Here is a 21,512-nt window from a genome sequence, read left to right on the forward strand (position 1 = left end):
GTCTATGGATCTAACAAGAGCTAACGAATATATAGAAACTTTTGCAAGACTTGTAGAAAAAAAATGTGTCAATCCTTATGAAGGCGACTTAAGAGTGGGCGTAGATTTGGGTACGGCGAATATTGTAATATCGGTGGTAGACAGTATTGGAAACCCGATTGCCGGAGCATTGTATCCTGCCTCGGTAGTAAAAGATGGCTTGGTGTTAGATTATGTAGGTGCAGTTCGCATTGTACGGAACTTGAGGCAGGAAGTGGAAGATATCCTTGGAAAGAAATTAATGCAGGCTGCAACCGCAGTTCCGCCGGGCACGGTGGGAGGAAACGCCAAAGCGATCGCAAATGTAGTGGAATCCTCTGACATGGAGGTTATCAATATAGTAGATGAACCTACAGCTGCGGCTTCAGTGCTAAATATAAGAGATGGAGCAGTTGTAGATGTTGGAGGTGGTACCACAGGGATTAGTATTCTCAAGGGAGGAGAGGTCATTTATACTGCGGATGAACCAACCGGTGGAACCCATATGAGTCTAGTTGTAGCCGGCAACTATAAGATTTCCTTCGAGGAAGCAGAAGTACTAAAAAAAGATCCGAACAGACAACGGGAAATATTCCCAGTTATTAGACCAGTAGTAGAAAAGATGGCGTCTATCGTTAAAAAACATATAGCTGGTTACGGTGTAGAAAATATTTATGTGGTAGGAGGGGCCTGCTGCTTTACAGAATTTGAGAATGTTTTTATAAAGGAAATTGGCATTGAAACCATAAAACCCCATAGGCCCCTTCTCGTCACGCCTTTAGGTATTGCACTGAACTGTCAGAAGTGAGGTGAAATGAGTTGGACATAAATGCAATTCTTGATGAGATTGTAAATGAGGTAGTTAAAAAACTTCAAAATAGACCGAGAAGCGCACTGATTTTGTTTACCGGAGCATCCATTGGTTTTCCTGATGCTATAAAACAATTAAAATGCTTAAAAGAAGAAAGATGGAAATTTAAAGTCCTACTATCTAATAGTGCTGAATATGTTCTAACACCGGAACTTGTCAATAAAGAGTTGGGCGTGCAGGAAGTATATCTTGAACGAGAGATCACAAGTATGAAATTTCTTTACTCAGATATTGAATTAATCATTATAGCTACAATGACGTTGAATACAGCAGTTAAGATTTCCATTGGAATTGCAGATACACTGGTAACAAATATTGCTGCCCATGCAATCATGGAAGGCATTCCAATTTTGGCAGCGAAGGATGCTTGTGATTTAGAAAATCCTGTACGAAAACAATTAGGAATGAATAAAAGTCCAATAGCCTACTTAGATAAAATGACCGGACATCTGAAAGCTTTATCTTCCTATGGAATAAAGCTGGTGGACGCAGGGGATTTACATTGCCATGCAAAAGACTTAAATCTTTTTACAGGCTCTACTACTGCAACAAATAGTATTTCTAAGATCTCTCAAGTACATAAAAAAGTAATATCCAGGGCGGATATAATAGATGCAGCCGCAGGCGGAGATCATATAATCATTTCCCCGCAAACGATCATTACATCACTTGCTAGAGATGCTGCAAAAGAACTTGGTATAAAATTCTGCATACAAGAAGGGTAGGGTGGTGACGAGATGTATTTAGGAAAAGTTGTTGGCATGGTAGTGGCCACACGAAAAGATGAAACCTTAGTAGGAAAAAAATTACTCATTGTTCAACCTGTAAACCCTAAGGAAGATCCAGTGGGAAATCCGGAGGTTGCAATAGATTCAGTCGGTGCAGGTGTAGGAGAATATGTTCTGGTTTCAAAGGGAAGTCCGGCTAGGCAAATTTTTGGGAATCCAAATTCTCCTATAGATGCTGCTATTGTAGGTATTATTGATACCATAGAGGTTAGTGAGTAGAGGATGTGAAACGATGGGAAAGATCTATACAAAAAAGGGAGATAAGGGAGAAACGGGCCTGCTTGGGGGCAGTAGAATCGAAAAAGACGATCTGCGTGTTTCCTGCTATGGAACTTTAGATGAGGCAAATGCGATGATTGGAACTGCTTACTCTCTCATAAAAAACACTGATATTCGTGAAATTCTGCATCAAATACAACAACAGCTTTTTTTAGTAGGTGCTGAGCTGGCAAGTGATGCACAGGGAAGATCCAGTTTAAAGCAGCTAATTAACCAGCACGAAGTTCAGTGGCTGGAAGAAAAAATTGATCATTACCAGCAAATCGTGGGTGAACAGAGAGAATTTATTATTCCGGGAAAATCAACAGGGTCTGCCCTTCTGCATGTTGCCAGGACTATTATCCGGAGAGCGGAAAGAAATATAATTTCACTTAACAAAAATAAAAAAATTAGAGAGGAAATTCTTCAATATATCAATCGTCTTTCAGATACCTTGTTTATGCTTGCGCGTATGGAAGAACAATGGAGTTTTATTGAAGAAATAAAAAATAAGGTACTGGAAAAACTGAAAGTTCAAAACAAAGAAGAGTATTTAAATTTAGAAATTGTAAAAAAGATGGCTAAAGCGGCAGAGGAAAAGGCATATCAGATAGGCGTACCGATTATTTTTTCTGTTGTCGATGCGGGCGGTAATTTAATGCTGTATCATCGCATGGACGACGCACTCCTTGTTAGTATCGATATATCCATAAACAAAGCATATACTTCAGCATTCTTAAAAATTCCCACCCATGAAGTTGCACCTTTAGTCCAACCTGGTACTGAATTATATGGTTTACAGTGGACCAATGGAAATAGAATCATAACATTTGGCGGAGGATATCCCTTAAAAGTACATCATCGCATCGTAGGTGCAATCGGAGTTAGCGGAGGTTCAGTAGAACAAGATATGGCCATAGCAATGCATGCGCTAAGAATATTTGAACTGGAAAGGGGAGAATAGGCCTTGAAGACAGAAGCTCAACAGATTGAGCAAATTGTGAAGCGGGTTATGGATGAAATTATTTCAAAACAAGAAAAAGTCTTGGATGATTATGGCATTTATAACGAGATGGAGGATGCTATTGAAGCCGCATGGCTGGCACAAAAAGAGCTCATTAAGTTTAATTTGGACACACGGAGTAAGTTTATCGCAGAAATACGAAAGGCATGTAGTGAAAATGTAGAATTATTATCTAGAATGGCTTATGAAGAAACCGGAATGGGTCGATATGAAGATAAAATAAAGAAAAATCTTTTAGTCATCAACAAAACCCCCGGTGTTGAGGATTTAAAATCTGAGGTTTTTTCTGGAGATGATGGTTTAACTTTAATTGAATCATCTCCCTACGGTGTTATCGGAGCGATAACCCCTACAACCAATCCTTCAGAAACGGTTATTTGCAATGCCATTGGTATGATTGCAGCAGGAAATGCTGTGGTTTTCAGTCCACATCCCAGTGCCAGGAAAACATCCCTGCAGACAGTGCAAATTATTAATAAAGCGATCATTATTGCTGGCGGCCCCGGCAATCTCGTCACCACCGTAAAGAATCCGACCTTGGAAAATGCTGAAATCATGATGAAGCATAAAAAAGTAAATATGCTGGTAGCTACTGGCGGGCCAGGGGTTGTAAAAGCTGTCCTTTCTTCCGGAAAGAAAGCTATTGGTGCAGGGGCAGGAAATCCGCCAGCTGTGGTAGATGAGACCGCAGATATAGAAAAAGCTGCCAAAGATATCATTGATGGAGGAAGCTTTGATAACAATTTACCTTGTATTGCCGAAAAGGAAGTTATCGTAGTAGATGCTGTAGCAGACTACTTAATATTTAATATGAAGAAAAATAATGCTTTTGAGATTAAGGACCCAAGTCTCATTGAAAAGCTCGAAAAACTTATATTAAATGAGAAAGGATATCCGCACAAAGATTTTATTGGAAAAAATGCCGACTATATTCTAAAAAAAATGGGTATAGATTGTGCCCCTGAGATCAGGGCAATCATTGTAGAGGTATCCAAAAACCACCCATTTGTACAAAAGGAACTAATGATGCCGGTACTGCCAATTGTCCGGGTCAAGGATATCCATGAGGCGGTTCAAGTAGCCGTTGAGGTTGAGCATGGGTTTAAGCATACTGCAATTATGCATTCTAAGAATGTTGATCATCTAACCGCCTTAGCAAAAGAAATACAAACAACTATTTTTGTTAAGAATGGTCCTTCTTATGCAGGAATTGGTGTTGGGGGCGAAGGCTATACCACATTTACCATTGCAGGCCCGACAGGAGAAGGCCTGACTTCAGCAAGAACCTTTACAAGAAAAAGAAGATGCGTTCTTGTTGGCGGGTTTTCTATAAAATAGAATAGGGGTGGCAGCCATGGGAAAAAACTTGATCAGCCTAATTGAACATGCGGGTATCGTTGGCGCCGGGGGAGCAGGATTTCCAACCCATGTAAAGATGAATGCAAAAGTGGAATATATCATTGTAAACGGCGCTGAATGTGAACCTTTATTGCGTGTAGATCAACAGTTAATGGCTGAAAAATCCTTTGAAATTTTATCCGCATTAGATGCTGTTATAAAGAATACCTGTGCACAGAAAGGATATATTGCACTCAAGAAAAAATATCATGAAGCGGTTACTTCTTTAGAGGAGGCCATTACGGCCTTTAATAACATGGAGATCTTTCAGCTGGGGAACTTTTATCCTGCTGGCGATGAACAAGTGACCGTTTACGAGGTCTTGAACCGAATCGTGCCGGAAGGTGGAATTCCATTGGATGTTGGCGTAATTGTCATCAACGTGGAAACCCTTCTAAATGTTTACAACGCAATAAAGGGAGCCCCAGTTACAGAAAAATACTTAACCGTAACTGGGGCTGTAAAAAACCCCCTGACATTAAAGGTACCGGTCGGGATCAGCATTGCTGAAGCAATTGAGTTGGCAGGCGGTGCAACGGTACAAAACTACAAAGTAATTGACGGCGGTCCTATGATGGGGAAAATTGTTGATGACATACAAAAAACGGTATCGAAAACAACAAAAGGATTGATTATACTTCCGGAAGGACACCCTTTACTGCGTTCTAAGGAAAAAAACATGAATACGATGCTGCGTATGGCAAAAACAGCTTGTATGCACTGTTCCCTATGTACTGAGGTATGTCCCAGAAACCTGCTGGGGCACAGGCTTCACCCGGATAAGCTGATCCGCTTAGCCAGCTATAGCAGTACCTGCGAAAAGGAAACATCTGTTACAGAAGCTTTTTTATGCTGTGAATGTGCACTCTGTGAATATGCTTGTGTAATGGATTTGCAGCCATGGAAGCTCCATATTTTACTAAAATCCCAAATGCATACAATGGGTATGAAAAATCCGCATAAATGCAAACCTCAAGCAGTACATCCCTATAGACAATACAAGCAATTTCCGGTTACAAAATTAATTGCAAGACTAGGACTTGAGAAATACGACGTTAAAGCTCCTTTGAGAGAAGGAAACAGCGAAGAATTTAATCAAGTGAAAATTCCCCTGAAACAGCATATTGGCATCAAAGCCGACCCAATCGTAAGCCTTGGGGAAAGGGTGCAGAAAGGGCAGGAAATAGGAACGATTGGAGAGGGGAAGTTGGGAGCAAGGATCCATGCGTCGATCTCAGGGGTAATTGAAAAGATTGATGACTACTATATTGTGATCAAAGGGATGAATGCCATAGAGACGAGGTGAGATGATGAAAAAATCATTAGGATTGGTTGAATATAAAAGTATAGCAAAGGGAATCGAGGCAACAGATAAAATGCTAAAAGCTGCAAATGTTGAGTTGATTTTGTCAACACCTTTATGCCCTGGAAAATATATCAGCCTGATTCGTGGAGATGTAGGGGCAGTGAAAACCGCAGTGAAAATTGGAAGGGATACAGGAGGGATATTTACTGTAGAGGATTTTATAATCCCCAATGTGCATCCTCAAGTATTTCCGGCACTAACGGCCACCGCAGATGTGAAGAAGATAACTTCATTGGGCGTTGTTGAAACGATATCGGCTGTAGCATCTGTCATGGCCGGAGATATAGCTGTAAAAGCAGCAAATATTGAATTAATGGAAATACGTTTAGCAAGAGGATTGGGCGGAAAAGGTTTTGTAGTAATAACGGGTGAAATTTCTTCTGTAAAATCCGCTGTACAGGCCTGTGAGAATCATTTGAAGGAGACGGGGCAAATCGTTAGTGCAACCGTCATCGCTGCACCCCACAAGGAGTTAATCCCTAAACTGCTATGAAGGAGACTGTAAAACTCTTGATTTCTTAGTATTGATAGAACGTGAGTATATATAAACAAAATAACCCTTTGGCCTATGGCCAAAGGGTTATTTTGTTTATGAAGTTGCTTCACTCTTTTCTGTCTCCAAAAACTTCCTTGCATATCCGATCAAAAATCTTTGGTTTTCATTAGATAAGTTTTCGTAGATTTCTAATAGTTCTTGTGCAGAATCATTGAGACCAAATAAATAAACCAGGTCAATCGGTGTTAGTTCAGGTGATTGCTTTAGAACCTTGTAAACCAAATCCATTTTTTTGCTTGTTTGCATCCCAATACCCCCTTTTAAACCTCTGTAGCAATATCTAATCATATTTTATCATTGGTTGTGTGAGTGTTTTGGAATTGAACGCTAATTACCATATTCTATGCATAAGCAGCTTTGAGCCATACATATTTTACAATTACTTTTATGTAATAAAAAAATCAAGAACAATATTGTTCTTGATTTCACTGGTGCCGAAGGAGGGACTTGAACCCTCACGGTATTGCTACCGCCGGATTTTGAGTCCGGTGCGTCTGCCATTCCACCACTTCGGCGCGCTACAAATATAATATTAGCATAGAATTAATATTATGGCAAGGTTTTTTTTTATGAAAAATATAGAAAAAGTTGAAACACAACTACGATTATGGTAAACTAAAATTGCGTTCAAAATAATAATTGGTGGTGAAAACATGGATCCAGTTACCCATGGGGTTATCGGCTTGGCCATTTCAGCTTTTAGCGGCAATCCGGTTACCCTGACCAATCCTGTCAGTTTAGGGTGTGCAATCGGAGCAATGTCACCGGACATTGATATTGTAACAAGGATTTGGGGAGATTATGTATATCTAAAGCATCATAGGGGAACTTCACATTCTATACCGATGCTTTTAGGGTTGGCGGCTGTTATTACAGTAGGATTATCTCCGTTTTTTCAGGAATTTAGTTTTTTACAGGTATTTATTTGGACTTTTATAGGTTGCCTGTCCCATACCTTCTTTGATATTCTAAACTCCTATGGAGCCAAATTATTTATGCCTTTTACCCGTAAGAAACATACAGTTGGTATTCTAATGCTATATGATCCGATGATTACTATATTATGCTTCCTGCTTATTTTTGTACATCAAAAAAACTATTTGTTTTATGGCGTAATACTTATCAGTTTTAGTTTATATTTAGCTTTTCGACTGTACATGAAGTATTGTGCAAAGATTATTGTCACGCAATACTATCAACATGGATATAAGTTGATGGATGTAAATGTACTGCCATCCCTGACAGTCTTCCATAAATGGGATTATATCGTGAATACAAGTAGCCATCATATCGTAGGGCAAGTGAATTTAGCAACAAAAGGATTGAAAGAAAGAAAAAAGTTCAAGAAGCCAGAAAATGAAATTGTGGAACTCTTTGAAGAAACAAATATTGGCAGGTATTTCCGTGATTTCACACCAATCTATCATGTAATGCATTTTGAGGAAATGGGAAAGATTATCTTAAAATCGATTGATTTGAGATATTATCTGAGAAATAACTTTATGCACCATGCAACTGCCATTTATGATAAGGAAAAAAACATTGTAGAATCTTTTTTTCATCCTTATTCCATAAAAAAGAATATTCCTGTTACAGAAACAGACTAAGAAAACTACTGGAGACAGTAGTTTTCTTATATAATTAGAAAAGTTCTACTTTTCTATTATATAAAAAATAGGGGATGAAATCCCCTGCCGTACTAAGGAGGGTGCTCAGACTGCGAAAGCAGTCGTCGAAGGGAACCTAGGATTCCCTAGCGAAAGCGTCGTAGACGCTCTTTTTATAGATAAATGCTTCCACTTCCTAAAACAATTGAATTTATTTCGTTTGCATAATTACCCTTCTTACTCCATAAACATTATAAGTATCAAAAATTGGAGGGGTGGGATCGATTGGTCAAAAAGTGTCTGAGCATTTTATTCATTTTAGCATTTATTACTGCAAGTACAGGATTAAGCTTTGGCTTTGGACAGCAGTCTACAGCAGATAAAAGAATTGTTATTAACATAGCTTCAAGGACGCTAACACTCTTTAACGGAGATCGTGTTGAGAAAATCTATCCGGTTGCTGTTGGCAAACCATCAAAATCAACACAAACACCTACGGGAAACTACAGAATCTTAAACAAGATCATTAATCCCTACTACAGTAAATTGAAAATTCCAGGCGGAAGCCCTTCAAATCCTTTAGGGATAAGGTGGTTAGGATTTAGAGCGAATTATGGTATTCATGGGAACAGTGATCCAAAATCCATCGGCACCACTGCTTCAGCAGGATGTGTTCGCATGTACAACTATGATGTAAAAGAGTTATTTGAGCGTGTTGTAGTGAATACTAAGGTAGATGTCATATACAGCCTTTTTCATACATATCAGGGAACTGGAGAAAAGCCAACTGTTCTTATGGTTTACCCCGATGTCTATAAAAAAGAAAAGGATCTTAAAAAAGCAATTGTCAATAAATTAATTGAAGAAAAAATGAAAGATGACATTGAAGAGACAAAAATTCAAGAGGCAGTAAAATTTTCAAAAAACAGACCCGTAGCGCTTTCGAAACAATGGGTACTACTCGTAAATGGCCATGATATGATTACAGATATCATTACCGATAATCAATTGACCTATATCAGTGAGGGTGCCCTAAAAGAGTATTTTGGCATCGTAGCTGAAAAGGACGCAGATGGTAAAGTAAAAATACTTGGAAAAGATGTAGAAGTGAAATCTGCAGAAGAAAAGAACTACATTTCTATAGAAGATATAAAAACCATGGTAGGCGGACACCTTGAGAAAAATAACATACTTAAAAATTTGTGGTATGATGTATCTTTCCTGAAGTTAAATGGTGTGTTTTTAGAGAGTAATCAAAGTGGAGTTGCTGCCCATAATCCGGTGGTTCCAGTAAAAGTATTGTCTGAGGTATTGGGGCATGAACTTGGTAAGATGGGTAAGCTGCAATGGATCAATAAGATTCCTTACATGGATTTAGTAGAGCTGCAGGATTTTTTTCAAATAGAATATAACTTCTATTCATATAATAAGCAAATAGAATTGCTTAAAAATCCGGTCCTTTATTTTGGCGACAAGACTTTACCTGCTAAATATGAAGAAGGCCGGGTTTTAATTAACTTAGCGGATTTGGAAATGAATAACCTAGTGGTGAAGGATCAGTGGATAGAACTAAATGACCTGGAAATGAAATATGATATCCTATATGATAAGTATAAGCTTAATATCCGACTGTCACCAAAACCACAGGAAAAAGTAGACGTGGAAACGGATGAAGCAGCTTCAATTGTTCAATAATATTTTATGAGATAGTCCTCTAAGACTATCTCTTTTGTTTACGAAGATAAATGAATGGTATATGATATATATAAAATGATAAAAATAGGAGGAATTTGGGAACCTTTTTTATTTTTTGCCGTCTAACAAACAGGGGATTTTTTTTAGAAGGGAGTGAAAAATGTGACGGATTTGGAAAGACAATTAGTGGAAAAAAGTCAGCAGGGAGATATTGAAAGCTTTGAGCTGTTGATTAAGAATTATCAAAAGCTTGCTTTTAATATTGCCTTTAGAATGTTAGGAAATACAGAAGATGCAGCAGATGCGACCCAGGATGCAATGATAAAGGTGTATAAGTCAATTTCTAGTTTTAAAGGAAATTCAAATTTTTCTACATGGCTTTATAGGATTGTTACAAATACTTGTTTGGATGCGTTAAGAAAGAAAAAAAAGGATAACCTTCTATCCTATGACAAAAATATTGAGACGGAAGAAGGCGCTTTGGAAAGGGAGATTCCAGATACCCGCAATATGCCCGAGGAACTCGTTGAAAGAAAAGAACACATACAAGATCTGGCACAAGCGATTAATGCATTGCCGGAACAACACAGAGTGGTTATTGTTTTACGGGATATAAAGGGTTTTAGCTATGATCAAATTGCAGAGATTCTTGATTGTTCACAAGGAACCATTAAGTCAAGAATAAGTAGAGCCAGAATTGCCCTAAAGGAGACCCTGAAAAAAAATACGGAACTTTATAAAAATCATTACGTCAAAATATAGAAAGGAGGGATCATAATGAACTGTACAGATTTAAACGAGTTAATGTCTCTTTATATAGATAATATGTTGGATGAACATACAAACGAGATAATAAATAAGCATATTCAAGAATGCAGTGCTTGTAAAAGTGCATATCAGGAGTTAAAGAGTATCCTAGACCAATGCAGACAATTGCCTATGACAGAATTACCGGAAGATTTTGAGACTTCCCTGCATGAAAAACTGGTTGCAGCCAGCACGGAAGTTCGTGATGGAAAAGAAGAAATCCTAAACCTAACAGATGTAAGAAGTAAAAAGAGAAAAATCAACTGGAAGGTGCTTACGTCTATTGCTGCTGTGTTCATTGTTTTTATTGTTTCTGTTTCTGTTATCAACCAGCCAATGAAGAGTAGACAAAGTAAAGGAATGCCTACGGAGAATACTGCAGAGCAGCCGCAGATGTTTCAGACGGGAAGTGCCCCCATGTCTCCCCAAATTGCTCAAGACAGTGCCAGAAGAGGCGATCTCAATGGAGCAGAATTTAGCATAGAAGAATATGGAACCTCGTCAACAGAAAATGAGCAAATGGATGTGGCTATGAAGGAAAAGCAAAATCTGATTAAGTCAGCACAACAGGATGGAAGAAAAGTGATAAAAAATGCCAACATCCATATAGATGTTGTTAATTACGACGAAAAGTTTAATCAAATCATGAACACTGCTATAGCCTATGGAGGATATATCGAGAATTCAAATACTCAGTATAAATATTATAATGTCAATAATCCTGAAGAGTCCCTAAAAGTTGGAGATATGCTGATACGTGTACCGGAAAATCAGATGGAAAATATTCTAGAACAGATCAAAACACTAGGGAGTGTTACAAATTATGGTATCAATGGCAGTGATATCACGCTGCAATACAGAGATACTGCCAATGAAGTAGAAAACTTAAAAATACAGGAAGCACGCTTGCGGGAAATCATGGGTAAAGCAAATACGGTAAAGGATATTCTGGAAGTAGAGAGAGAATTAAGCCGGATTCGTGGTGAGATCAACCGGTTAACAGGCGAGATCAAGCGTTGGGATGACCTTGTCAGTCTTTCTACGGTACAGGTATCATTAAATGAAATTTCGCCAAAAGACCAGAGGATTCAACCACCCAGTGAGCATGTGTGGGATAAGGCAAAAAAAGGCTTCATCAAAACAATAAACCAAATTGTAGAAGTTGGGGAAAGACTGCTTATTGGATTTGTTAGCATACTTCCAATAGTACTCTTAGCAGGACTCGTGATAGCACCATCTGCATGGTTTATCGCAAAAGCATTAAAGAAAAAGAAAAATTAGCAGATAAATAAATGACCTCATTTTGAGGTCATTTTTAATCTGCATATGAAATTTATTGTAGAAGGATTTTTCAAAATTTATGAGAATATAAGTATGAACAGGCATCTAAATATATACTTGCTTTTTGGGTAGGATATAGGTAGATTTAAAGTGCCATAGATAAAGGAGTAGATGAATGATGCAGGAGAAAATAATTATAATTGATGGAAATAGTTTGATCAATAGAGCTTTTTATGGGCTTCCGCCTCTAACAACAAAGGACGGTATCTATACAAATGCAGTTTATGGCTTTGTAAACATGCTGTATAAAATATATGAAGATTATCGACCACAGTACATAAGCGTGGCCTTCGATAGAAAAGCCCCCACGTTTAGACATGTAGAATATGAAGCATATAAAGCCGGAAGAAAAAGAATGCCTGAAGAATTAGGACAACAGCTTCCAATTTTAAAAGAACTTTTAGACGTGATGAATATCCATCGGATGGAAATTGATGGTTTTGAAGCTGATGATCTGATTGGAACGCTGGTAAGATATTGCGAAGAAAAAAATCTGGAGTCGCTGGTCGTGACCGGGGATCGGGATGCTTTGCAGCTGGCTTCGGATAAGACAAGAATACTCATTACAAAAAAGGGAATGACCGACCTTGAGATATATACTCCTGATAGCATTATAGAAAGATATGAGGTTACACCTAGTCAATTTATAGATCTAAAGGGATTAATGGGTGATCCATCAGACAATATTCCAGGCGTACCGGGAGTTGGAGAGAAAACGGCAATAAAACTATTAAAGCAGTTTGGAAGCATTGAGAAAATGATTCAGAATACAAAAGAGATTCAAAATCAAAAATTGAGAGAAAAAATAGAATCTAACATAGAACAGGCAATATTTAGTAAACGGCTGGCTACCATAAAGACAGATGTTCCAATTGAACTGTCTCTAGAGGCTTTGAAAAGAGAATCGCCTAATCAAGAAAAGTTAATGGAAGTATTTCGCCGCCTGGAGTTTCACAGTTTTATTCAAAAAATGAAAACGAACGAAGAGACGACAGAACTTGATACAGATATGACAAAAATTCAAACAATTGAAAATTTAGAAGATGTATCAGATATGGCAGAAGCCATAGAGCGAGCGGCTCACTGTTATATTAAGATATTTGGTACGGGTGAAAACGTAAGAAACCGTAAAATTGTGGGCATTAGTATCCTAATAGATGATGGACATAGTTATTATTTGGAATTTGAGAAAATAGGGCAGTCACTAGATGTGCTTAAAGCTATCTTTGAAAACGAGAATATACTAAAATCAGGTCATAATATTAAAAATGAAATCCTATTATTACAAAAATACGGTATATCCTTGACTGGTGTAGACTTTGATACCAGCATAGCAGTATATTTGCTGGAGCCTACTCGGACTTCCTATGAAATACATGAGATATATAATACGTATCTAGGAAAAAATATGAATAGTGAAGAAACACTAATAGGAAAAGGAAAGAATAGAATCACTTTTCTAGACATAGATCGAGATATGCTTGTAAAATATGGTCATCAAGTTTGTACTGCAGTAAAAGAATTAAAGAAGATTCTTGCAGTTGAGCTGGAAAATTTAGAATTAAAAAAACTTTTCCAAGAGGTAGAAATACCGCTGATAAAGGTCCTTGCAGATATGGAATATGAAGGATTTAGGGTAGACCACCAGATGTTAAGCAGTCTAGGAAAAGAGTTAAATGGCAAGATAGAACAATTAGTATCTGAAATCTATGATATGGCAGGAGAACAGTTTAATATCAATTCAACAAAACAGCTTGGGGATATATTATTTGAGAAACTTAAGCTGCCTGCAATAAAGAAAACAAAGACGGGTTACTCTACGAATATAGAAGTACTGGAAAAGCTTAGCAAAAAACATCCAATCATTGCAAAAATTATAGAATATAGACAATATGTTAAGCTTAAGTCCACCTATATTGATGGGTTGATTGATGTAATCAACGAAAAGACAAAAAAGATTCACTCCAGTTTTAACCAAACAGTTACTGCTACTGGTAGAATCAGTAGTACGGAACCAAACCTTCAAAACATTCCTATTCGATTGGAGCTGGGGAGAGAAATAAGAAAAGTTTTTATTCCAACTGATGACAATTATCTGCTGTTGGATGCAGATTATTCGCAAATTGAGCTGAGAGTGCTTGCACACATTTCTCAGGATCCAGGCCTGATGGAAGCTTTTGAAAAAGAGCAGGATGTACATACTATGACGGCCTCGAAGGTTTTTGATGTTCCATTTGATCAGGTAACTTCTCAACAACGCAGCAGTGCAAAAGCAGTTAATTTTGGAATTGTCTACGGAATTAGCGATTTTGGTTTAGCAGAAAATTTAGGCATTACCAAGAAAGAAGCACAAAAATATATTGATGAGTATTTTGATAAATATAGAGGCGTTAAATCCTATATGAATCAGGCGGTTGAGGAAGGTAAGAAAAATGGATATGTAACAACGATCCTTAATCGAAGAAGATATATACCAGAATTGCTGTCCAGTAATTATAATATCCGTTCTTTTGGAGAAAGAACGGCAATGAATACCCCCATACAAGGAAGTGCAGCAGATATTATAAAAGTAGCTATGCTCCGTGTATATGATGAGTTGAAAAGAAGAAATCTGAGATCAAAGCTAATTCTTCAAGTGCACGACGAACTGATCGTTGAAATACATCAAGAGGAGATCGAAGAAGTGAAACAAATTGTAAAAAAAGAAATGGAAGAGGCTATTCAGCTGACAGTTCCATTAAAAGTGGATATCCATTTGGGAAAGAGCTGGTATGATACAAAATAGCAAGGAGAAGAGAGTATGAAAGTTATAGGACTCACAGGCGGGATTGCATCGGGCAAAAGTACAGTATCTAACTATTTAAAATCTAAAGATATTCCTGTAATCGATGCCGATCAAATAGCTAGAGAAATCGTTAATATAGGACAACCTGCCTTAGAAGAGATTTGCTTAAACTTTGGCAGCAAAATTCTAAATGCAGATAGAAGCTTAAACCGTAAAGCCTTAGGAGAAATTGTGTTTTCAAATGACAAGCTATTAAAAAAGTTAAATGAGATTACCCATCCAAGAATAATAAGCAGAATTATTAATAGAATAGAACTATATAGGGAAAGTAAAAAAAATTCTATTGTATTTGTGGATGCGGCTTTACTAATTGAAATGAATATGAGACAATTAGTTGATGAAGTATGGCTTGTAAAAGTAGACAAAGAAACACAGCGAAGACGGTTGATGGATCGGGATGGATTTTCTTTTGCAGAAGCTGAGAATAGGATTAATGCACAAATGTCCATGGAAGAAAAAGTGAACTTTGCAGATGTAGTAATAGATAATAATAATGGAATTGATTATTTGTACACACAGATTCAGAAACGGCTAGATGGGTTAACCGGCAATTTTTCGGAGGGATAGCATTGATTTTAATCGATTTAAAAAAATATCGTTTTTGGATTTTAGCAGTGCTTATCGTAATGTTACTTGGTCTGACTGTAAACGGCTCCCGGTGGGTAATGAAGATGATATATCCGCTGCACTATAAAGAGTTAATCTTTAAGTATGCTGAAAACTATAATTTAGATCCGTATTTAGTTGCTGCGATTATACGCACGGAAAGTAAATTTTATGAGAAAGCGCAATCGGGTAAAAATGCAAGAGGTTTGATGCAGATTGCACCGATTACAGGGGAGTGGGCTTCTAAAGAATTGAGTGTAAAAGATTATGATGAAGAAATGCTTTTTATTCCAGATTTAAATATCATGATAGGCTGCTGGTATTTAGACAGGTTGCGTATGGAATTCAAAAATAATCTTCCGTTAATGCTGGCTGCGTATAATGGCGGCAGCGGAAATGTAAGAAAGTGGCTGAATGATCCCCGATATAGCAGTGATGGGATGACTTTAGATCATATACCTTTTCTGGAGACAAAAGCATATGTCGATAAAGTATTGAAAAGCTATAAAATATATAACATGATATATAGATAACAGATATATGCTGTTATCTATATATTTATATAATGCAGCAAGTATTTTGTTGAACATTAAAAAAAAGTCCATTATAATTTAATGAGACAATGGATATCTTTGTTTCTCGGCAATGTATTTGTACCATTGTATATTCAGAAAGGAATGTGATGAAATGAAACCAATGACAAGTTTAGAAGATATAGAAAAGCTTAAGATAGAAGAAGGCCGTTTGCTGCATTCTGCAACTCACGAAGAAATATTAAGTGCAGCAACAACCGATGTTTATTTTTTAAGAACAATGGATTTGTTAAAAAAGATGGATCTGGATAAAAGTATCGTAACTGCGGAGATTTTTGCGAGAAGACCGGGCGTGTTCTGTGGGATTGAAGAAGTGAAAAATATTTTACGGGATAAAGATGTGGAGGTATGGTCCGTAGACGAAGGGGAAACTTTTGAGGAAAAGGAGACATTGGTAAGAATTAAAGGGCCCTATAGCAATTTTGGAGCCTACGAAACCATTATTCTGGGTTCTCTAGCAAGTGCCAGCGGTTGGGCAACAGCTTCCAGGGAAATCAAAGAGGCGTGTGGGGAAAAATCCTTTCTCTGCTTTGGAGCCCGGCATGTGCATCCAGCTGTCGCTCCTGTGATGGAGCGTGCTGCATTAATTGGCGGAGCAAACGGCGCCAGTTGTGTTCTTGCTGCAAAGATGATGCACATTGGTGCCTCCGGTACACTCCCGCATGCTGCAATGTTGATTGCCGGAGATACATTGAAGATTGCCAAAGTCTATGACCAAGTTATGCCAGAAGATCATAAACGGATTGTTCTAGTAGATACTTTTAAAGATGAAGTTGAAGAAAGCATTCGTATCGCCAGTGAGTTAAAAGAACGATTATTTGGTATACGCTTAGACACGCCAAGCGAACGAGGCGGTGTAACCCCTCATTTAGTAAGAGAATTAAGAAGCAAGCTGGACCATGCAGGTTTTCAATATGTGAAGATTTTTGTCTCTGGAGGATTGTCTCCCGATAAGATTCGAGCACTATCTGCTGCCGGTGCTGATTCTTTTGGCGTTGGAAGTTATATATCTGGTGCATCGGCTATTGATATGACTATGGACATTAAAGAGGTAAATGGTGAAGCTGTAGCTAAAAGAGGCAGACTACCAGGATTGATCGATAATCCAAAGCTTAAGAAAATGAAGTAATGAAAAATATTATGAATGGTAATGGAGGCAGTGATTATACGGAGGTATATCAGTGAAAAAAAGAGGATTTTTATTCTGTATTTGCTTGATATTTATCATCGTGCTTGCAGCTGGGTGTGAAGATGTCGAAGATATACAAAACATAGAAGAGAACGTTAATAGTCGCAGGAAAATCAATCATAACAATGAATTGCTGATACCTGTAACAAAATTTGAGACACTAAATCCAATCATGAATACGGATAATAGTATTTATCACTTGAATATGTTAATCTATGAGGGCTTATTGAAGCTAGACGGCAATCAGCAGCCGCAATCTGCCCTCGCTACTGGATGGGAAGTTTCGACAGATGCCAATACATGGACTTTTACTTTGCGAAATAATGTGAAATGGCATGATGATAGTCCGTTTACAGCCGAGGATGTAAAATTTACCATTGATGTATTACGTTTAAGTAAAGGGGGAAAAGAATCATCTATTTATGGTTTTTATACGGACCGTATCAAAGAAGTGAAGGTTTTGCAAGGGAATAAAGTAAGTATTGTCTTTGACAGTGGGGCAAATGCTTTTCCAGAGCTGTTTACTTTTCCTATTTTGCCAAAGCATAAATTTAAAAGTGTCCAGGAAGTATATACGGCAAAAAACCTAACGCCTGTTGGAACCGGGCTTTACAAGGTTAATGAATACCATAAGTCAAGGTATATTAAATTAGTAGCAAACTCTGATTATTGGGGAAAACAGCCAAATATTAAAACAATTTTCGCAAAAATTGTACCAGATAAAGAAACCGCTTTAACCTCATTAGAAGCAAATGAAGTTGCTTTAGCAAAGTCTAATGATTTTGACTGGGAAAAGTATAGCGAAGACCAAACTTTAAAAATTTATGAACATATGACCCAAGAATTCGAGTTTCTAGGCTTTAACTTTAAAAGAGAACTAATGCAGAATAAAAATGTTCGACAGGCTATTGCCTATGGAGTTGATCGGCAAGCACTGATAAATGACATTTATTTAGGGCATGCGACCGTATCCGATGTTCCAATAAACCCAGATTCATGGCTCTATGATGAGAATGAAAAAAAATATGGGTATGACCTTACCCGGGCTAAAAACAGCCTGGTGGAAAACAACTGGCAAATCAAATATCCTAATCCCTACTTTGAAAATGAAGCGGGTCAGAAGTTAAGCCTGCATCTATTGGTAAACAGTGAAAACAATTTAAGAGTAAGAACTGCTGAAATGATAAAAAATCATTTAAAAGATGTTGGAATAGAAATAATAATTGATAAAGTAAGCTGGGAAGAATATTTGAGTAGGCTTTATTCAAATAATTTTGATATGGTTTTAGGAGGATGGCAGCTTTCAATAATCCCAGATTTAAGCTTTGCACTATATTCTGCCAGCGGTACTACAAATAATTTTATTGGATTCAGTAATCCGGAAATGGATAATTTGTTAGTTACTGCTGCTGTGACTACGGATGCCCAAAAGAAGAAGGAAATATATAGTGCAATACAGGGGAAAATCACAGAAGAATTGCCTTATTTTGGTTTATTCTTTAAAAACAGTTCTGTGGTCATAAGAGATTATGTTGGAGGAGATGTTAGTCCGAAGCCGTTCAACATTTATTATAATATTGAAAATTGGATTCTTGAAGACATGGAAGAATAGACTTCCAGAAAATTACAATAAGATTATTAAAAAGTAATCTTGACATTTATAAAGAATGAATTTATACTATATAAGTAACTATTTTACTAGGTAAAAGTTACTAACTAAGAATTTAATACTTTTTGCGGATGTGGTGGAACTGGCAGACACACTATCTTGAGGGGGTAGCGGTCAACCGACTGTGCGGGTTCGAATCCCGCCATCCGCACCATTGTAAATTTAGGGCATGATGCCCTTTTTTTATTTTTACTTTGTTTCTAAACAAAATGTGATTTGCTAGCAGCATGCAAACGGAAGAGAAAAAATAATATAAAATTCTATAAAATAACAAAAAAAAATTGAGACTCTTTTGAGCTTTTTTATTTGCATATATTAATCGCGGCATCACATACTAATGATGAGGTGATTATATGAGAAGTAAAAACACAAGAAGTACACCTAAGAGCAATGAACTTAGCAAAGAATTTCTTGAAGAATTTGGATTAGTGCCTAGTGGAAAAGAGAAGCTAGCAGATAAAGTAGGGAAACCTGGTCAAAACACGAATACTCAAAATACACAAGACACTCAAGAATTAGTAGGAGAGTATTTGAAACAACAGCAGTGGATACCAAGCGAAGATAACACTTTGAGTAATAAAAAAGGACAATAGAATTCTATTCGTAATGAGCCCATGAAGGGCTCTTTTAAATTGGAGCTTTAAATTACTATCTCTATTTTGAACGGAAGGTCGTAAGCACTGCATAGATTGCAAGAGAGACCAAGCATCTATCATTGCAAGGTATAGGTACTGGAATAGAACTTCACAACAGATATACAGAAAACAATTGCCGGGGTTTAGTTCTCTGGCTTTTTTTGTTTTTAGACTAAAATTTTATTCCTATACTATTTTGTAGAAAACAGGAGGAGAATTTAATTATATCTCGAAAATCTAAATAATGTTAATTATTGTAATAATTCAAGTATATTAGATATCCTTGTGCCTCCATTCACAAGTCTCATTAAATTAGGTACAAAAAGTGAACTTGTCTGTTCGGTAATATATCATTAGATAAAATCGATGGCATTTATCTGCAGCGGCTTATATATATTTAATAAGGTTATTTAAGGAGGGAAAAATTATGTTTTTTAGTAGTTATGTTTTAATTTTTTTGATAGTTATAGTGATTGCGGCTGTTTTGTTATTAAGAAATATTAATAAGAAGATGTACACACCTACTCAAGGTGAAAAAATAAAGAAATATGAAAAACCATGCAAAGCCCTTTTGGTGGTTGATGTACAAGAAGATTTGACCGGTCCAGGGGCTGTCAAACCTTACAAAGATACAGAAGAAAAAATTGTAATGATAAACAAAATAATTCAGTATGCTTCTGATTCAGGTATGGAAGTAGCTTATATTAGACACGGGTTTAAAGACAACTTTATTAACAGAACTTTGACACGTAGTAGATTGATTAATGGACAGCCAGGAATTGAAGTTGATTCAAGAATCAATGTAATAAATAAAAATGATTTTACAAAAAAAATATCAGATGCTTTTTCTAATATAGATTTAAACAAGTTTTTAATTGATAAGCAAGTAGACGAGGTCTATATTACCGGACTTGATGCAGTGTATTGTGTATACTACACGTCCATAGGTGCTCTAAATCGTGGTTATAAAGTTACTGTAATCGAAGATGCAATAATGACACATAAAAATATGAGCGATGTAGTTAGACTGTATGAGAAAAGTGGAATAACTTTATCTTCTGGCAAAAATGTCATAGAGGCGCAGCAAGTCTATTTGGCTTGAATATTATAAACGAGTGATATTCAATACAAATGTATTTTATGATAACGTAAAAGAATATGCTAACGAAGTTATTATTAATTAATAAGCATGATTGGAGAGTGGATTCGTTGATTAATATTGGAATACTAGTTTTTGAAAAAATTGAGGAACTAGATTTTATTGGACCTTTTGAAGTTTTGTCATACGTAAATAAAATAAAGCCTGAAAGCACTAATGTGTGGCTTGTAAGTGATGAAGAACAATCGATTCGAGGATATAACGGACTACGTTTTTTCTCAGATTATACTATTGATAATTGTCCACAATTAGATGTATTAGTAGTTCCCGGTGGTCAAGGAAGAAAATTGGCTATGGAAAATGAAAAAATTCTTAGTTTCATAAGAAATAGATATGCTGAATTAAAATATTTATCTTCTGTGTGTACAGGTGCATTGATAATTGCTGCTACAGGGCTTTTGAAAGATAAATTAGCCACTACTTATCATACCGCTTTTGATGAGCTTTCTGAAATGGGGGTAATTGTTAAGTCATCAAAGGTAGTACAAGATGGAAAAATCATTACAGGTGCAGGTGTTTCTTCAGGGATAGATGTAGGCCTGTACTTATTGAATAAGTTATTTGATGAAACAACAGCTCAAAAAGTAGCAGACAAAATTGAATACTACTGGCACAAATATTAACCCGCAATTTATAAAAGAGTTAAAGTTACTTAAAGAGTCATTTTAGACTCTTTTTTTATGAAAAAATTATGGATCATTTAATTCTAATAGAATAAGAATAAGGCACAAAATAAACTGGAATGTATATTTATAAGAACTTTGGTTAAGTTCCTGATAATTAAAGAATTTTCAAAAAATACACACAATAGGCAGGAAATCCCTTTAAGATATAGAATATAATATGCAGAAAACCTCGAAAAAGGAGAGACTGCCATGATAGAGAGACAAGATAGATTCAATGAGGAAATTGAAGAGTTAAAAAGCATTTATAAAAAGCTGGATGAAGTAAATCAAAAAAGATTGGAAGAGGCGATCATACTATTGAAAACAAAGTTTTCCGAAAGGCTTAGAGTATGATGCTTTAGAAAAGATGAAGTATATACTGTTTTTTAGGACAATCTCCTACCCGTGAAAGAGTCGGATAA

The 21,512-nt window shown here is 36.7% G+C and carries 21 protein-coding genes and 2 tRNA genes; 21 read left to right on the top strand and 2 right to left on the bottom strand.

Annotated features, from left to right (window positions below):
• The first annotated feature begins 4 nt into the window (after positions 1-4).
• The 7 genes from eutJ to Gferi_RS26095 are packed head-to-tail and all read left to right on the top strand — an operon-like array spanning position 5 to position 6,216.
• Positions 5-826, top strand: coding sequence for an ethanolamine utilization protein EutJ (gene eutJ / locus Gferi_RS26065; RefSeq protein ID WP_069981026.1), 822 nt, complete (start codon positions 5-7; stop codon positions 824-826).
• A gap of 11 nt (positions 827-837) precedes the next feature.
• Positions 838-1,614, top strand: a complete 777-nt coding sequence (locus tag Gferi_RS26070; protein WP_069981027.1) for a flavoprotein — start codon at positions 838-840, stop codon at positions 1,612-1,614.
• Positions 1,615-1,626: 12 nt separating this feature from the next.
• Positions 1,627-1,896 carry a EutN/CcmL family microcompartment protein gene (locus Gferi_RS26075; RefSeq protein WP_069981028.1) on the top strand — a complete coding sequence of 90 codons (270 nt, stop codon included), beginning with the start codon at positions 1,627-1,629 and terminating at the stop codon, positions 1,894-1,896.
• A gap of 13 nt (positions 1,897-1,909) precedes the next feature.
• Entirely contained in the window at positions 1,910-2,899 is a 990-nt protein-coding gene (locus tag Gferi_RS26080; RefSeq protein WP_069981029.1) for a cob(I)yrinic acid a,c-diamide adenosyltransferase, read from the top strand.
• A 3-nt stretch (positions 2,900-2,902) separates the two neighbouring features.
• The gene (locus tag Gferi_RS26085; protein ID WP_156782491.1) at positions 2,903-4,297 is read left to right on the top strand and encodes an aldehyde dehydrogenase family protein; all 1,395 of its coding nucleotides are present in this window, start codon (positions 2,903-2,905) and stop codon (positions 4,295-4,297) included.
• 16 nt (positions 4,298-4,313) lie between these two features.
• Complete coding sequence (locus Gferi_RS26090) at positions 4,314-5,663, top strand: SLBB domain-containing protein (RefSeq protein ID WP_069981030.1); 1,350 nt, start codon at positions 4,314-4,316, stop codon at positions 5,661-5,663.
• Position 5,664: 1 nt separating this feature from the next.
• Positions 5,665-6,216: a BMC domain-containing protein gene (locus tag Gferi_RS26095; protein WP_330389517.1), complete on the top strand. Its 552-nt coding sequence runs from the start codon at positions 5,665-5,667 to the stop codon at positions 6,214-6,216.
• 96 nt (positions 6,217-6,312) lie between these two features.
• On the opposite strand, the gene Gferi_RS26100 is transcribed toward Gferi_RS26095, so the two are convergent.
• Positions 6,313-6,525, bottom strand: a complete 213-nt coding sequence (locus tag Gferi_RS26100; protein ID WP_069981032.1) for a hypothetical protein — start codon at positions 6,523-6,525, stop codon at positions 6,313-6,315.
• A 183-nt stretch (positions 6,526-6,708) separates the two neighbouring features.
• Positions 6,709-6,794, bottom strand: a tRNA-Leu gene (locus tag Gferi_RS26105).
• Between the two features lie 138 nt (positions 6,795-6,932).
• Here Gferi_RS26105 and Gferi_RS26110 point away from each other — a divergent pair.
• From Gferi_RS26110 to Gferi_RS28390, 14 genes are all read left to right on the top strand, one after another.
• On the top strand, positions 6,933-7,886 hold the full coding sequence (locus tag Gferi_RS26110) for a metal-dependent hydrolase (protein ID WP_069981033.1): 954 nt from the start codon (positions 6,933-6,935) through the stop codon (positions 7,884-7,886).
• A gap of 285 nt (positions 7,887-8,171) precedes the next feature.
• Entirely contained in the window at positions 8,172-9,581 is a 1,410-nt protein-coding gene (locus Gferi_RS26115; RefSeq protein ID WP_069981034.1) for a L,D-transpeptidase, read from the top strand.
• Positions 9,582-9,743: 162 nt separating this feature from the next.
• Positions 9,744-10,343, top strand: a complete 600-nt coding sequence (locus Gferi_RS26120; RefSeq protein ID WP_069981035.1) for an RNA polymerase sigma factor — start codon at positions 9,744-9,746, stop codon at positions 10,341-10,343.
• A gap of 15 nt (positions 10,344-10,358) precedes the next feature.
• Positions 10,359-11,669 (top strand): DUF4349 domain-containing protein, encoded by a 1,311-nt coding sequence (locus Gferi_RS26125; RefSeq protein WP_069981036.1) that lies wholly within the window; start codon positions 10,359-10,361, stop codon positions 11,667-11,669.
• A gap of 175 nt (positions 11,670-11,844) precedes the next feature.
• A complete protein-coding gene (gene polA, locus Gferi_RS26130) occupies positions 11,845-14,514 on the top strand; it encodes a DNA polymerase I (protein ID WP_156782492.1) in 2,670 nt (889 codons plus the stop codon).
• Positions 14,515-14,529: 15 nt separating this feature from the next.
• Positions 14,530-15,141 carry a dephospho-CoA kinase gene (coaE, locus tag Gferi_RS26135; RefSeq protein WP_069981037.1) on the top strand — a complete coding sequence of 204 codons (612 nt, stop codon included), beginning with the start codon at positions 14,530-14,532 and terminating at the stop codon, positions 15,139-15,141.
• Positions 15,142-15,143: 2 nt separating this feature from the next.
• Entirely contained in the window at positions 15,144-15,713 is a 570-nt protein-coding gene (locus Gferi_RS26140; protein ID WP_236932660.1) for a lytic transglycosylase domain-containing protein, read from the top strand.
• A gap of 154 nt (positions 15,714-15,867) precedes the next feature.
• A complete protein-coding gene (locus Gferi_RS26145; RefSeq protein WP_069981038.1) occupies positions 15,868-16,902 on the top strand; it encodes a nicotinate phosphoribosyltransferase in 1,035 nt (344 codons plus the stop codon).
• Between the two features lie 52 nt (positions 16,903-16,954).
• Positions 16,955-18,574, top strand: coding sequence for an ABC transporter substrate-binding protein (locus tag Gferi_RS26150; RefSeq protein ID WP_069981039.1), 1,620 nt, complete (start codon positions 16,955-16,957; stop codon positions 18,572-18,574).
• Positions 18,575-18,698: 124 nt separating this feature from the next.
• Positions 18,699-18,785: transfer RNA gene (locus tag Gferi_RS26155), tRNA-Leu, on the top strand.
• Positions 18,786-18,984: 199 nt separating this feature from the next.
• Positions 18,985-19,224 (top strand): hypothetical protein, encoded by a 240-nt coding sequence (locus Gferi_RS26160; protein WP_069981040.1) that lies wholly within the window; start codon positions 18,985-18,987, stop codon positions 19,222-19,224.
• Positions 19,225-19,693: 469 nt separating this feature from the next.
• Positions 19,694-20,368 (top strand): cysteine hydrolase family protein, encoded by a 675-nt coding sequence (locus Gferi_RS26165; RefSeq protein ID WP_069981041.1) that lies wholly within the window; start codon positions 19,694-19,696, stop codon positions 20,366-20,368.
• Positions 20,369-20,475: 107 nt separating this feature from the next.
• Entirely contained in the window at positions 20,476-21,048 is a 573-nt protein-coding gene (locus tag Gferi_RS26170) for a DJ-1/PfpI family protein (protein WP_069981042.1), read from the top strand.
• Between the two features lie 252 nt (positions 21,049-21,300).
• A complete protein-coding gene (locus tag Gferi_RS28390) occupies positions 21,301-21,444 on the top strand; it encodes a hypothetical protein (RefSeq protein ID WP_156782493.1) in 144 nt (47 codons plus the stop codon).
• Positions 21,445-21,512: the final 68 nt, after the last annotated feature.

It is taken from the genome of Geosporobacter ferrireducens, assembly GCF_001750685.1.
In the GTDB taxonomy this organism is placed as follows: Bacteria; Bacillota; Clostridia; order Peptostreptococcales; family Thermotaleaceae; genus Geosporobacter; species Geosporobacter ferrireducens.

Coding starts and splice junctions, on each gene's coding strand:
- Gferi_RS26160 (WP_069981040.1), top strand. CDS start 18,985: ATGAGAAGTAAAAACACAAGAAGTACACCTAAGAGCAATGAACTTAGC.
- Gferi_RS26090 (WP_069981030.1), top strand. CDS start 4,314: ATGGGAAAAAACTTGATCAGCCTAATTGAACATGCGGGTATCGTTGGC.
- polA (WP_156782492.1), top strand. CDS start 11,845: ATGATGCAGGAGAAAATAATTATAATTGATGGAAATAGTTTGATCAAT.
- Gferi_RS26110 (WP_069981033.1), top strand. CDS start 6,933: ATGGATCCAGTTACCCATGGGGTTATCGGCTTGGCCATTTCAGCTTTT.
- coaE (WP_069981037.1), top strand. CDS start 14,530: ATGAAAGTTATAGGACTCACAGGCGGGATTGCATCGGGCAAAAGTACA.
- Gferi_RS26145 (WP_069981038.1), top strand. CDS start 15,868: ATGAAACCAATGACAAGTTTAGAAGATATAGAAAAGCTTAAGATAGAA.
- Gferi_RS26125 (WP_069981036.1), top strand. CDS start 10,359: ATGAACTGTACAGATTTAAACGAGTTAATGTCTCTTTATATAGATAAT.
- Gferi_RS26100 (WP_069981032.1), bottom strand. CDS start 6,525: ATGCAAACAAGCAAAAAAATGGATTTGGTTTACAAGGTTCTAAAGCAA.
- Gferi_RS26165 (WP_069981041.1), top strand. CDS start 19,694: ATGTTTTTTAGTAGTTATGTTTTAATTTTTTTGATAGTTATAGTGATT.
- Gferi_RS26075 (WP_069981028.1), top strand. CDS start 1,627: ATGTATTTAGGAAAAGTTGTTGGCATGGTAGTGGCCACACGAAAAGAT.
- Gferi_RS28390 (WP_156782493.1), top strand. CDS start 21,301: ATGATAGAGAGACAAGATAGATTCAATGAGGAAATTGAAGAGTTAAAA.
- Gferi_RS26080 (WP_069981029.1), top strand. CDS start 1,910: ATGGGAAAGATCTATACAAAAAAGGGAGATAAGGGAGAAACGGGCCTG.
- eutJ (WP_069981026.1), top strand. CDS start 5: ATGGATCTAACAAGAGCTAACGAATATATAGAAACTTTTGCAAGACTT.
- Gferi_RS26095 (WP_330389517.1), top strand. CDS start 5,665: ATGATGAAAAAATCATTAGGATTGGTTGAATATAAAAGTATAGCAAAG.